Raw genomic sequence first — 14,361 nt, 5'->3', positions numbered from 1 at the left:
TGAAGTCATAAATGAATTTTTCGAGGATGTTCCTGAGATAGTCGTGCTGAATGAGCTGTATGCCGATTTTAAATCAAAATGGACGAGCTTCATTCACGGGGAACAGATGGATCCAGCTGAGCTGATCGCAGGAGCATTTATGTGCAGCAAGCTAGATACGATATATCGAGTAGGCGTCAGGTCTACCTATACCAGTACAGAACAATTCGTCAAACAATTTACAAGTCTCCCTACGTCAGATGTGATGGAGGATTTGCTTCGTTTAATTGAGATTTTTAAGAAGCATTTCACCACGATACAAGGCCAGACAGTATACTATCCGGCCTTTGATCACAGACGCCGTCTGGTAGGCGGTGCTCAAGCTGATGTCATTGTCGACGGTACCTTATATGAGATGAAGACGAGTAAAAAGGCCGGCTATGCCTGGAAGGAAGCTGCAGAGCTGCTTGGATATTATCTTTTAAACAAGATTGAAGGAGAGCCGTATCCCATTCGGAGGCTGGCCTTCTATAAAGCGCGATTCGGAAGTATGGAATACGTCGATGTCGATTGGCTTGAGAATAATTATGATCTAGACCATGCAGCAAGAATGTTATCTAAGGCGAGAAGATATGGTTACTGATTGATTATGGTTGAACGTAGGTTGTTCGTATCATGATGTATCTAGCATTCAGTTCGTCAGTTCGAAATCAATATGCCAATTATGTAACTCAGAGACTTTCTATTGAATCTTCACTCCAATTCCGTTCAGGTAACAATTGAACACGAACTTATCCTCACTCCTGCTTCTATTATAAAATTGAAGTTTTCAGTCCCATTTCAAAGGCAAGACTAATCACTTAAGAGTCTTAATCATACTCGGGCATCGCCACAGATTTTAAATCCAGGTTACGATATTGTATCGCTTCAGCAACATGTTCGATCTGAATTAAATCCTGTCCTTCCAAATCAGCGATAGTTCTTGCCATCTTCAGGATCCGATCATAGGATCTCATACTGAGTCCGAGGGCATCAATTGTTTGAACCAGCATTTCAGATGCATCTGGCTCCAGGTTAACATAACGCCTCAGGAGCCTCCCGGACAGTTCACTGTTCCAGGAAATAGGGTGATGCCTGTAGCGTGAAGCTTGAATTTTATGAGCGGAGAGAACCATTTGAAGCATCGTTTCCGAAGAGGAAGTCAGCGTAGCCTCTAATCCTTCCTTAGGCCTCGGAACCTCAACCTGTAGATCAATACGGTCAATTAAGGGACCGGATATTTTCGCACGGTAACTAGCAACCTTGGCAGGACTGCAGGTACAGCGCTGCAGCTGAGGATCACCTCCAGCAAATCCACATGGACACGGATTCATCGATGCAGAGAGCATAAAATGAGCAGGGAAGGTAAAGGCGGCTCGTGCACGACTAACCGTAACCTGGCGATCCTCCAAAGGTTGTCTCAGCACCTCCAGGACTTGTCTGCTGAATTCCGGCAGCTCGTCAAGAAATAAGATTCCTCTATGAGCAAGGCTAACTTCTCCGGGCTTCGGAACAGTTCCACCCCCAATCAGTCCACCGGCAGAGATCGTATGATGAGGGGAACGGAAGGGCCGTCTCGTTGCAAGCCCGCTAACTCCTTCTTTAAGCTTTCCTGAAGCACTTAATATTTTGGTGACTTCCAGTGCCTCCGATTCAGACAGCGGGGGGAGAATGGTCGGAAGTCGTTTGATCAGCATCGTTTTCCCCGTACCAGGTGGTCCTACGAGCAGAATGTTATGCATACCGGCTGCGGCAATGGTTAGCGCCCGCTTGACATGCTGCTGCCCGAGAACATCCAGATAATCTTCAGGAAGAAGGGGATTGACTTGATGAGCAGTCACGATAGCCGGACGATGACTAATCAGATGGTTGTAGTTTTCTATCACAACTCTTCCGTCTGGTGAAGTGGGTTTGTCCGGAATGATCTCTTTCAAATGAGAGAGGCCAAATACTTCAATTCCACCAATAATCGCCCCTTCCGTAGCGTTCTCATGAGGCAGAATGACGGAATCAAAACCCTGCCTGCGGGCTAGATCCACCATACTAAGTACACCAGGTACCGGCCTCAGACTCCCGTCCAGCGCAAGCTCGCCGAGGAAGAGCGTTTTTTTGTCAGGAGGAAGGAGCAGCTGCTCACTAGTCGACAGAATGGCGAGGGCAATGGCCAAGTCGAAAGAGGACCCCTCCTTCTTCAGATCAGCTGGCGCCAGATTGATCGTGACCCGCTGCATTGGATACTGAAAGCCACAGTTCTTAATCGCTGCGCGAACACGCTCCACCGCTTCTCGGATAGCCGAATCCGGAAGACCGATGATCGATGTCTGAGGCAGTCCGTTCGACAGATCGGTTTCCACCTCAATTAATACTCCATCTATGCCGTATAAGCACGCACCGTATAATTTTCCGTACACCAAAAAGCACCCCTTTTACGTATTCGTCTCAGAACAAATCATGGACGTAATGAACGTGAAAAAAGGTGCTTCCTTATTTTCATAGTATATATGGATTTGCATCAATCGATCCATAAGATGAAAGATTACAGAGCTTTAATTTAATTGGCCTCTAAATATTTGAATCTGTAATTTAAAAGAATTGTATATAAGAGTGCTTAACAATGTCAAGCTTGCCATGTTATATAAATACAAATGATTAGAATTGACTACAAATTTACATGAAAGTAAAATTTCGTAGTATAATTGTGAAAAAATACAAGAGTAGGATTGTTAAACTGACGGAGCAGATCATCATTGAGCTGGAGAGGTTAACTTAAATGTCATTAATCAACCAGAAATTAGATGAATTGAAACAGATTTTCTCTGATCATTACACCAATTTCTTTTTTCTTTTATTTACTACTTATTTTGCACTAGCTGAGACCAATGCAATAAAAGAATTTCTGGAACTTATTTTTAATGGTCGTACATTTATTACTCAGTTCTTGGTATATTTGGTATATCTATTTTGCATAAGATTTGATGATACCCTTGGCAAATATTTAAAACATTTTGTTGAACGGACGGGAATACAGTTATACTTATTACATGGGATTTTATTCATATACATGGCATATGAACTTATAATAAGAATTTTTAAAATTGATATTTTGTCACATTCCCTATTCTTATAATAATTTGAATTAGCTTATTTAGCTGCTTGACAAGTTGCCATTTTTGGTGACTTTTATTTATTTCTGGCATGCATCCCGTTCTGATGATTTGATCGCAGAACATTCTGACCAGATTGTCTGGAACACTTTAAGTTCGTCAGATTAGATAGACAAAGAAGGCGGGAGGATTGAAACTTGAAGAAGCTAACTGTTATTTTAATACTATTAGCTCAAATATTAAGCGGGTGTTCGCTTAATGAGGGACCGAGCAATGCAGGAAATGATGCTGGGTCAACCAAAGAGCAGGCCGGTAATCATCCCAATGAAAACTTTATCACAGGATACATCATTGACAAAGAAAAAGAGCGTCTGCTTGTTGTTGAGGGTTTAGATGAATTAGAATTTGATATAAATCAGCAGTCCGTTGAAGAAATTTTAAAAATTGCTGACCCCAATGCGATTTGGATTACCATTGACGATGATAGAGTGAATGACTTTAGTATCGGTGAAAAAGTGAGAGTTATAATAGATGGAGGAGTAAACACTTCTTTTCCCGCACAAGCAGCTGCTAAGCAAATAGAGTTAGTTGAATAAAGTAAGCATACACAAAGAGTCCAGATCAATGATCTGAATATATTTGTAATTTTGCCTCTCTGCAAATACGGCGTATCTATCCATACAAAAAAAGAAAGCACCTATTCTACGCTGCTCTCGTAGTTCTTGAGAGTATGGGCGCGAAGAGGTGCTTCCTCATTTTCAAGTCATTCTGGATGTCCAAGAAACTACATCTATATAATCTATATAAAAATTCTCAGCAGCATACAACAATTTATAGGGTAATGGAAACATCACTACAAATGTACCAAGCTTGATATTACTAATGAATAACCTGTAGTCTGCAAGAGAATTGTATATACGGATGAATAACGAGTCATAAGAACACAGTGACGATAATGTATGAATGCCGTAAATATATATTGTGTACAATTAAATTTATCATTATAAAATAAATTTGTAAATAATTTTTATAAATTAAATGTAGATTTTTATGATTGCTGTGCTAAAATAAGAAGAAAATGTGAATGATCCTGCTAAAGTAGCATTGAAGACAACTTGTTTAGAACATAATCTGATTGGCGGGTGGAGGTACTATGTCGATTCATGAAGAATTGAAGCTGGAGAACCAGCTTTGCTTTGCTATATATGCATGCTCTAGAGAGATTACGAAGCTGTATCAGCCCTTTCTCGACAAGCTTGGCGTGACTTACTCGCAGTATCTGGTGCTCATGGTGCTATGGGAGCATAAGGAATGCACGGTTAAGGATATCGGAGAGAAGCTGTACCTGGACTCAGGCACGCTGACTCCGCTGCTGAAGCGAATGCAGTCTGCGGGTCTTATCAATAGGGAGCGTTCTGCTAACGACGAGCGAAAGGTTATGATTACGTTGACAGAGGAAGGTGCGAAGCTTCATGATGAAGCGCTCCATATTCCACTGGCGATGCGCTCAGGAACGAGCGATGATGATGAGCAGTTTACCGTAATGCTTAATCAATTTAAAGGTCTGTTGGCCAAAGTTCACGATGCAAACGTGGAGAGCAAACAGCAGTAGCTGAATATGAATAAGCAGGCGAACTGAATATAGTGGTTTTGAATAATAGCCTTCTGGTTAAAAGAATCTTTTAATCACGAAGGTTTTTTGTTTACAATTATTGCCAAGTATTCGATATTTGGAATGATACCGATATCAAAATACACTCGTTCGGAGATGAATTTTTAAGGTAAGCGTTTTAAAAACATGTTACAATGATGTGGGTTTATAAGGAAACATGTCATTTAACCCGCCTTGTTGCAGTCATGTTGATAGGAGGATTCGAGAATGAATATCCATGAATATCAAGGAAAAGAAGTGCTGAAACAGTACGGAGTTACCGTTCCGAACGGGAAAGTAGCTTACACGGTAGAGGAAGCGGTAGAGGCCGCAGAGTCGCTGGGAAGCCAGGTGACTGTAGTAAAAGCGCAAATCCACGCAGGTGGACGCGGTAAAGCAGGCGGCGTAAAAGTAGCCAAAAATTCAGATGAAGTACGCGCATATGCTTCCGAAATTCTCGGTAAAGTGCTGGTCACTCATCAAACGGGTCCTGAAGGTAAAGAAGTAAAACGTCTTCTTATCGAAGAAGGATGCGATATTCGCAAGGAGTATTACGTAGGTGTTGTCGTAGACCGCGGAACCGGACGAGTTGTCATGATGGCTTCTGAAGAAGGCGGTACCGAGATCGAAGAGGTAGCGGCAGCAACACCAGAGAAGATTTTCAAAGAAGTTATTGATCCTGCGGTTGGCTTCCAGGTATTCCAGGCGCGGAGACTAGCTTATGCAATTAACATTCCAGGTGAATTGGTCAATAAAGCGGTGAAGTTCATGCTCGCGCTGTATGAAGCATTCGTTGATAAAGACTGCTCTATTGCCGAGATCAATCCGCTCGTTGTTACAGGTGATGGCAACGTGATGGCGCTGGATGCGAAGCTCAATTTTGATTCCAATGCTTTATATCGTCACAAGGACATTCAAGCTTTGCGTGATCTAGACGAAGAAGATGAGAAAGAGATCGAAGCATCGAAGTTCGACCTGAGCTACATAGCGCTTGATGGTAACATCGGCTGTATGGTTAACGGTGCAGGTCTTGCGATGGCAACGATGGATATCATCAAGTATTACGGCGGCGACCCGGCCAACTTCCTTGACGTTGGGGGCGGTGCTACAACCGAGAAAGTAACTGAAGCATTCAAGATCATTCTGTCTGATGCTAAGGTTGAAGGCATCTTCGTTAACATCTTTGGCGGTATCATGCGCTGTGATGTTATTGCGGATGGCGTTGTTGAAGCAGCTAAGCAGCTTGGCCTCACTAAACCTCTTGTCGTTAGACTTGAAGGAACCAACGTCGAGCTCGGCAAAAAAATATTATCCGAATCCGGTCTTAACATCGTAGCGGCGGATTCGATGGCAGACGGTGCACAAAAAATCGTTGCCCTCGTTAAATAATTCATTCCTTTTCGGGGCTGCCCGAATATTTGAAAAATAACCGTAGGGGATGTGAACGATCGTGAGTATTTTGGTAAATAAAGATACAAAAGTGATTACACAAGGAATCACAGGTGCCACGGCCAAATTCCATGCTAAGGGTGCGCTGGATTACGGCACTCAGATGGTAGGCGGCGTAACTCCTGGTAAGGGTGGTACGAACGTTGACATTACACTGGAGAACGGCAATGTCGTTAGCCTGCCTGTTTATAATACCGTGGTAGAAGCTAAGGAAGCGACCGGAGCTACAGCAAGTGTTATTTATGTTCCCCCGGCTTTTGCAGCAGATTCCATCATGGAAGCTGTTGATGCGGAATTAGATCTCGTTATTTGTATTACAGAGGGTATTCCGGTACTTGATATGGTTAAGGTCTCCCGTTATATGGAGGGCAAGAAGACCGTCCTGATCGGGCCTAACTGTCCAGGTGTCATTACACCGGGAGAGTGCAAGATTGGTATCATGCCAGGATACATCCATATGCCGGGTCATGTTGGCGTTGTATCTCGTAGTGGTACGTTAACCTATGAGGCGGTTCATCAGCTGACTACACGCGGTATCGGACAATCCTCCGCGGTTGGTATCGGTGGAGACCCTGTCAAGGGCTCTGAATTTATTGACATTCTCTCTCGTTTCAATGAGGATCCAGATACACATGCCGTTATCATGATTGGTGAGATTGGCGGTACGGCTGAGGAAGAAGCGGCAGAGTGGATTCGCGATAATATGACAAAACCTGTAGTGGGCTTCATCGGCGGTGTGACTGCACCTCCAGGTAAACGGATGGGACATGCAGGAGCGATTATTTCGGGTGGCAAAGGAACAGCGAAGGAAAAAATCGAGACTCTCGAAGCCTGCGGAATCCGCGTCGCTCCTACACCTTCGGAGATGGGCTCTACGCTGGTTAGTGTATTGGAAGAGCGCGGTATTCTCAATCTCTGCACGACTCACTAATTGTTAAAATAATTTTCCTTCTATTATAATAGCTGTAATAGTGGAAGGTGCATATTGCAGAATCAAGGTAAGCAACCTTTTTGTCGAATGACGACAGAAGGGTTGCTTTTTGTCTTTTTATAACAAAATTACTCATTCGTTTAATGAATCGGGAGGTTTAGTCTATTGGAATCTAGATATTTATTACTTGGGCTGCATGAAATCGATGGGATTGGAAGAAAGACGATAAATAAGCTGCTCTCAAGTGGAAATTTACATAAGGACATGCTAAAATACGAAACTCAGGACTGGATTCAGACTGGAATGACGAAAGACCAGGCCCTCAAAATAACCGAGCGCTTCTCTGAAGTATGGATTGAGGAGAGAATTCATGCCTTATCGAAGGGACGTACCCAATTTGTAACTTATCTGGATGAGGATTATCCTGTTTTCATGAAGGAAACGCCAGACCCTCCTCTGGTGCTATATCTAAAAGGTAATGTGAGCTTACTGCATCATCCTTCGATTGCCATGGTAGGAACCCGGGTGCCTTCAGGCTATGGCAAAAAGGTAGGGGAGATTCTAGCTTCAGAGCTCTCCAATGCAGGTTACACGATTGTTAGTGGTCTTGCCCGAGGAATAGACAGTATCTGCCATGAAGCAGCCCTGAAGGCAGGAGGAACGACCATTGCTGTATTAGGGGGAGGCTTCTCCCATATCTATCCGACAGAGAATCATACACTCGCGAATCAAATAGAGAATCAAGGCTTGCTTGTCAGCGAGTATCCGCTCCATATGCAGCCTCGTCCCGGGCTCTTTCCACAACGAAATCGAATTATTGCCGGACTTACCTATGGAACGCTGGTTGTAGAAGCGGATATTCGGAGCGGTTCCTTAATTACGGCAGATGCTGCACTTGAGGCGGGAAGAGATGTGTTTGCTGTGCCGGGTATGATTACTTCACCCAAGAGCCAGGGAACACTGAATCTGATCAAACAAGGCGCCAAGCTGGTTACTTGCGCAGAGGATATTAATGAAGAATACGCACATCTAATTAAGCCGAGAACCGAGGAGAGGATCGCTGCTACGGGAAGCGAATCAGCTATGAAGATGATGCCAGGCTTGAGTTCCGAGGAACAAATGATATATGATTTGCTGGAGGCAGGTCCACTGACTTTGGATGAACTGGTGGGCAAACTCCCATTCGATTTTGGACATTTGCATTCAGTTCTGTTATCTTTAATCATAAAAAAGCAAATCATGCAATTACCTGGTGCTATATATAAGTTAATATAGATTCCTGTGGCGTTTTAAATTACATCCGCCATAGGTGACATGTAGGGCTATATTGTGAGAGGAGGATGAACCTATGGCGGATTCACTTGTCATCGTGGAGTCCCCATCGAAAGCAAAGACAATTGGTAAATATTTGGGCAGCAAGTATATTGTCAAAGCGTCGATGGGTCATGTCCGCGATTTGCCGAAGAGTCAGACCGGCGTAGAAGTGGAGAACGATTTTAATCCTAAATATATTACAATCCGCGGAAAAGGTTCTGTGCTAAAAGAACTTAAGGACGCATCTAAAAAAGTGAAAAAAGTATATCTGGCAGCTGACCCCGATCGTGAGGGAGAAGCCATTGCTTGGCATTTGGCTCATGCTCTGGAGCTTGACCAAACCGAGAGCTGCCGGGTCGTATTTAATGAGATAACGAAGCAAGCAGTCAAGGATGCCTTCAAGACGCCTCGCAAGATCAACATGGATCTTGTGAACGCACAGCAGGCTAGACGTATTTTGGACCGGCTTGTAGGCTACAAGATCAGTCCACTTTTATGGAAAAAGGTGAAGAAGGGTCTATCTGCCGGTCGAGTTCAGTCTGTAGCTGTCAAAATTATTCTGGATCGTGAGGACGAAATTAACGAATTTGTTCCGGAAGAATATTGGAGCATTACGGCGAGACTAGAAGCTGACGGAAGTCCGTTTGAGGCAAAATTCCATCAGCTTCGCGGAGAGAAGACGGAGCTCAGTAATGAAGAGCAAGTGAAAGAAATACTTAAAGAAATTGAAGATAAGGATTATGTCGTAACAGAGGTCAAAGAGAAAGAGCGGACGCGCAATCCTTCGGCTCCTTTTACAACAAGTTCTTTACAGCAGGAAGCGGCTCGTAAATTGAATTTCCGTGCAGCGAAGACGATGTCTGTAGCTCAGCAGCTATATGAAGGAGTCGAGCTCGGCAAGGAAGGCACAGTTGGTTTGATCACTTATATGAGAACGGACTCTACGCGTATTGCACAGTCTGCTCAGGAAGAAGCCAAAGAATATATTACGGGTAAGTACGGCGAATCCTTCGTTCCGGAATCATTCCGACAATATACTAAGAAAAATGCGAATGCGCAGGAAGCGCATGAGGCGATTCGGCCAACCTCCGTATTGAGAGATCCGGATTCAGTGAAAGCATTTACAAGTCGTGATCAATTCCGTCTATACAAGCTGATATGGGAACGATATGTGGCGAGTCAGATGGCCTCAGCTATTCTTGATACCCTGTCTGTTGATATCGCAGCAGGAGACGCTTCTTTTCGTGCTACAGGCTCCAAGGTCCGCTTTCATGGCTTCATGAAGGTGTATGTCGAAGGTAACGATGATGGTACAACGGATGAAGAGAAGCTGCTGCCTCCACTGAAGAGCGGGGATAAGCTTATTCATAAAGAAATTGAGCCGAAGCAGCACTTTACACAGCCGCCGCCACGATATACTGAAGCAAGACTCGTCAAGACAATGGAAGAGCTGGGCATCGGAAGACCGAGTACGTATGCTCCAACGCTGGAGACGATTCAGAAACGTGGTTATGTCGCAATAGAAGAGAAGAAATTTATTCCGACAGAGCTTGGTGAGCTTATTAACGAGCAGATGGAGCAATTTTTCCCTGAAATTGTCGATGTTGAGTTTACCGCGCATATGGAAGAGGATTTGGACCATGTTGAAGAAGGATCTGAGGACTGGGTTAAAATATTGGCTGAGTTCTATAAATCCTTTGAGAAGCGCCTGCATGTCGCAGAAGAAGAAATGAGTGAGATCGAAATCCAGGATGAGGTCTCCGATGAGATCTGTGAGAAATGCGGTAAACCGATGGTATATAAATTTGGCCGATTCGGTAAGTTTTTGGCATGCTCTGGATTCCCGGATTGCCGCAATACCAAGCCGATTATTAAAAATATCGGGGTAACCTGCCCGACGTGTAAGGAAGGACAGGTCGTCGAGCGCCGCAGTAAAAAAGGACGGATTTTCTACGGCTGTGACCGATATCCTGAATGTGATTTTGTCTCCTGGGATAAGCCGTCACCTAAGCCTTGTCCTAAATGTGATTCATTGATGGTAGAGAAGCGAAACAAGCAAGGAACAAGACTGCAGTGTACTTCTTGCGATCATACAGAACCGGTCGAGGAAGCGGACGAAGCGGTCGAAATTTAAATCATAAAAATAATGGATTAACCGGTAGTACGGGCTGCAGCTTTCTGTATCCAGGATTCTTGCTATAGAGTACTGGATACATGCAGCGAGGGGGTAAATATGAACGAGAAACAACAAGTAACAGTAATTGGTGCAGGACTGGCAGGAAGTGAAGCTGCTTGGCAGATTGCACAAAGAGGGGTACCGGTAAAGCTGTATGAAATGAGACCGGTCGTAAAAACGCCAGCTCATCATACGAATAAATTTGCTGAGCTGGTGTGCAGTAACTCACTTCGAGCAAATGGCCTGACGAATGCTGTAGGTGTATTAAAAGAAGAGATGCGTATGTTGGATTCACTGGTGATCGGCTCCGCCGATCGTAACGCAGTTCCTGCTGGTGGAGCACTGGCGGTTGATCGGGATGGATTTTCCGGTGAGATCACGAATACACTGCATGAGCATCCGCTTATTACGGTAGTGAATGAGGAGATTCAGGAGATTCCGACGGATGGCATTGTCGTTATTGCAACAGGTCCTCTGACTTCGCCTGCATTGTCCTCACAGATTAAAGATCTGATGGGTGAAGAATACTTCTATTTCTACGATGCGGCAGCACCGATTGTAGAGAAAGAATCCATTGATATGAACAAAGTCTATCTGGCATCACGTTATGATAAGGGAGAAGCGGCTTATCTCAATTGCCCCATGAATGAAGAAGAGTTTGATCGTTTCTACGATGCTCTGATCGCAGCTGAGGTTGCTGAGCTTAAAGAGTTTGAGAAGGAAATCTACTTTGAGGGCTGCATGCCGATTGAGGTTATGATGAAGCGCGGCAAACAGACGGCGCTATTCGGGCCGATGAAGCCAGTCGGTCTAGTTAACCCGCATACTGGAGAGCTGCCTTATGCCGTTGTCCAGCTGCGTCAGGATAACGCGGCAGGAACGCTGTATAATCTGGTAGGCTTCCAAACTCATCTGAAATGGGGAGAGCAGAAGCGTGTATTCGGTATGATCCCAGGTCTTGAGAATGCAGAATTTGTGCGTTATGGGGTTATGCATCGTAATACCTTTATTAACTCTCCCAAATTACTTGAGCCTACGTATCAGTTTAAGAATCGGAGTAACCTGTTCTTTGCTGGTCAAATGACAGGTGTAGAGGGCTATGTAGAGTCTGCTGCCTCCGGACTGATCGCGGGTATGAATGCTGCGAATCTGGCACTGGGCAAAGATCTGACGACGCTGCCTGTAGACAGTACGCTAGGAAGTATGGCGAACTATATTACGACGGCTGATTTCAAACACTTCCAGCCAATGAACGCCAACTTTGGCCTATTGCCGAAGCTGGAGCAAAAAATTCGGAATAAGAAGGAAAAAAATGAGGCGCTGGCGAATCGTGCGTTAGACAGCATAAGACGTTTCAAGCAAGAGCAAGGTCTCTCCACAGTGCAATAGCGACATCTTGAGGAAAGCCCGGTAAGTCTCTCAGCGACGTGCCGGGTTTTTACCATATACGAATCAAGGGAGGTAGCATTTATGGAAACTACATTTCATGCGACGACGATCTGTGCTGTGCGTCATCATGGCAAGGCGGCCATCGCAGGTGATGGACAGGTTACAATGGGGCAAAGCGTGGTAATGAAAAATACGGCGAAGAAGGTTCGGAGATTGTACCGCGGACAGGTTGTTGCAGGCTTTGCTGGTTCTGTAGCGGATGCCATCACTCTGTTTGAGAAATTTGAAGGCAAGCTTGAGGAACATCATGGCAATCTGCAAAGAGCTGCGGTAGAACTCGCCAAGGATTGGCGTCAGGATCGTGTGCTGCGTAAGCTGGAGGCATTAATGATCGTGATGGACAAAACAGGCATGCTGCTGATATCTGGAGGCGGGGAGATTATTGAGCCTGATGATGATATTTTGGCCATCGGTTCAGGCGGCAACTATGCTCTTGCAGCTGCAAGAGCTCTGAAGCGGCATCCGGGTGAGCTTGAAGCAAAGGATATGGCTCGTGAGGCTTTGGTTGTAGCTTCCGAGATTTGTGTGTTTACGAACAGTAATATTATCGTTGAAGAACTGTAAACTCTGAATAGGAACAGGAATAAAAGGAGGTATGTAAATCATGAACGAAGCTTTTACTCCCAGACAAATTGTCGCTGAGCTGGATAAGTACATCGTTGGTCAGAAGCAGGCCAAGAAGTCCGTCGCTGTTGCCCTCCGTAACAGATATCGTCGAAGCAGGCTGCCGGAAGATGCCCAGGATGAAATTGTACCTAAGAATATACTGATGATTGGACCGACAGGGGTAGGTAAGACGGAGATCGCTAGACGGCTTGCCAAGCTGGTCGGTGCTCCATTTGTAAAAGTGGAAGCAACTAAATTCACCGAGGTTGGTTATGTCGGACGTGACGTCGAATCGATGGTTCGTGACTTAATTGAAACTTCGATCCGGATTGTCAAATTGGAGAAGACGGAAAAGGTCAAAGACAAGGCTGAGGAAAATGCGAATGAGCGTATTGTGCAAATCCTTGTCCCGTCGGCTAACAAATCGAAGAATCAAAAAAATCCTTTCGAAATGCTGTTTGGCAATCATCAGCAGCCACAGCAAGAGGAAGATCCGGCACAAGATGCCTCTGTCAATGAACGCAGACGTAAAGTGAAATTTGAACTGCTGGCCGGTCAGCTTGAGAATGATACGATCGAAATTGATATTGAGGATAATGCACCTAACATGTTTGATATGTTTGCAGGCCAAGGCAATGATCAAATGGGCATGAATATGCAGGAGATGTTTGGCAACTTCCTCCCGAAACGTACTAAGAAACGCAAGCTTCCCATCAAGGAAGCACGTAAAGTACTTATTCAGGAAGAAGCAGGCAAGCTGATCGATATGGATGATGTAACACAGGAGTCGATTCGGCGTGCAGAGCAGTCCGGCATTATTTTTATAGACGAGATCGATAAGGTAGCAAGCCGTGGACAAGGATCAGGGCCGGATGTGTCCCGTGAGGGTGTTCAGAGGGATATTCTTCCTATCGTCGAAGGATCGACCGTAATGACCAAATACGGGCCTGTAAAGACGGACTATATCCTGTTTATAGCTGCAGGTGCTTTCCATGTGTCGAAGCCGTCAGATCTCATTCCAGAGCTTCAAGGGCGATTCCCTATTCGGGTTGAACTCAGCAGTCTATCCTTGGATGATTTTGTATCTATCTTGACGGAACCGAAAAATGCGCTGACCAAACAATATGTTGATCTGCTAAAGACCGAGGACATCGAGATTGAATTCTCTCCAGAAGCCATTCGGGAGATCGCGAACATCGCAGAATCCGTCAACCTGAATACGGAGAATATTGGTGCTCGTCGTCTACATACAATTTTGGAGAAGCTGCTGGAGGATCTGTCCTTTGAAGCGCCGGAGCTGACCTTAGATAAAATGACGATCACACCGGAATATGTAAGAGAGAAGCTAGGTGGAATTGCGAAAGACCGTGATCTAAGCCAGTATATTTTGTAGAAATAAGACTCTTTATAGAGATTTTCTCTGTGAAGAGTCTTTTTTTGTGCGCATTTTCATCTTAGTGCAATTCTATACTTGCTTTATGGTAAAAAACCGGCCAGTCCCCAAGTCAAATATGACAATAAATGCGGTTTGTCGCGCTTTTTCCTCCTAAAGTATCATGTCGATATTAGTGAAGTCTTAAGATCGACCTATCTGAAATTAAGAATATTTTATGAAAATATAGAGCTATGAATGGGACTATATTTTCATGAGAATGTACATATT

11 protein-coding genes are annotated in these 14,361 nt (G+C 44.5%); 10 read left to right on the top strand and 1 reads right to left on the bottom strand.

Going from position 1 to position 14,361, the window contains the following annotated elements; translation table 11 throughout:
* The first annotated feature begins 43 nt into the window (after positions 1-43).
* Positions 44-622, top strand: coding sequence for a hypothetical protein (locus TCA2_RS01245; RefSeq protein WP_047909737.1), 579 nt, complete (start codon positions 44-46; stop codon positions 620-622).
* A 226-nt stretch (positions 623-848) separates the two neighbouring features.
* Here TCA2_RS01245 and TCA2_RS01240 read toward each other — a convergent pair whose 3' ends face one another.
* Positions 849-2,429, bottom strand: a complete 1,581-nt coding sequence (locus TCA2_RS01240) for a YifB family Mg chelatase-like AAA ATPase (RefSeq protein WP_047909736.1) — start codon at positions 2,427-2,429, stop codon at positions 849-851.
* A gap of 890 nt (positions 2,430-3,319) precedes the next feature.
* Between TCA2_RS01240 and TCA2_RS01230 the strand changes: the two genes are divergently transcribed.
* From TCA2_RS01230 to hslU, 9 genes are all read left to right on the top strand, one after another.
* Positions 3,320-3,718, top strand: a complete 399-nt coding sequence (locus tag TCA2_RS01230) for a YobA family protein (RefSeq protein ID WP_047909734.1) — start codon at positions 3,320-3,322, stop codon at positions 3,716-3,718.
* 557 nt (positions 3,719-4,275) lie between these two features.
* A complete protein-coding gene (locus TCA2_RS01225) occupies positions 4,276-4,734 on the top strand; it encodes a MarR family winged helix-turn-helix transcriptional regulator (RefSeq protein WP_047909733.1) in 459 nt (152 codons plus the stop codon).
* A gap of 267 nt (positions 4,735-5,001) precedes the next feature.
* Positions 5,002-6,162: an ADP-forming succinate--CoA ligase subunit beta gene (gene sucC / locus TCA2_RS01220; RefSeq protein ID WP_047909732.1), complete on the top strand. Its 1,161-nt coding sequence runs from the start codon at positions 5,002-5,004 to the stop codon at positions 6,160-6,162.
* Positions 6,163-6,223: 61 nt separating this feature from the next.
* Positions 6,224-7,153, top strand: a complete 930-nt coding sequence (gene sucD, locus TCA2_RS01215) for a succinate--CoA ligase subunit alpha (protein ID WP_047909731.1) — start codon at positions 6,224-6,226, stop codon at positions 7,151-7,153.
* 165 nt (positions 7,154-7,318) lie between these two features.
* A complete protein-coding gene (gene dprA / locus TCA2_RS01210) occupies positions 7,319-8,428 on the top strand; it encodes a DNA-processing protein DprA (RefSeq protein ID WP_047909730.1) in 1,110 nt (369 codons plus the stop codon).
* A 73-nt stretch (positions 8,429-8,501) separates the two neighbouring features.
* Positions 8,502-10,601: a type I DNA topoisomerase gene (gene topA, locus TCA2_RS01205; RefSeq protein ID WP_047909729.1), complete on the top strand. Its 2,100-nt coding sequence runs from the start codon at positions 8,502-8,504 to the stop codon at positions 10,599-10,601.
* A 99-nt stretch (positions 10,602-10,700) separates the two neighbouring features.
* A complete protein-coding gene (trmFO, locus tag TCA2_RS01200; RefSeq protein WP_047909728.1) occupies positions 10,701-12,032 on the top strand; it encodes an FADH(2)-oxidizing methylenetetrahydrofolate--tRNA-(uracil(54)-C(5))-methyltransferase TrmFO in 1,332 nt (443 codons plus the stop codon).
* A gap of 81 nt (positions 12,033-12,113) precedes the next feature.
* Positions 12,114-12,656, top strand: a complete 543-nt coding sequence (gene hslV / locus TCA2_RS01195; RefSeq protein WP_047909727.1) for an ATP-dependent protease subunit HslV — start codon at positions 12,114-12,116, stop codon at positions 12,654-12,656.
* Positions 12,657-12,696: 40 nt separating this feature from the next.
* Entirely contained in the window at positions 12,697-14,091 is a 1,395-nt protein-coding gene (hslU, locus tag TCA2_RS01190; RefSeq protein ID WP_047909726.1) for an ATP-dependent protease ATPase subunit HslU, read from the top strand.
* Positions 14,092-14,361 lie beyond the last annotated feature (270 nt).

The organism is Paenibacillus sp. TCA20 (assembly GCF_000732325.1).
In the GTDB taxonomy this organism is placed as follows: Bacteria; Bacillota; Bacilli; order Paenibacillales; family Paenibacillaceae; genus Paenibacillus; species Paenibacillus urinalis.
The sequence above is the reverse complement of the archived record's forward strand: the minus strand, read 5'-3'. Positions and strand labels throughout refer to the sequence as shown.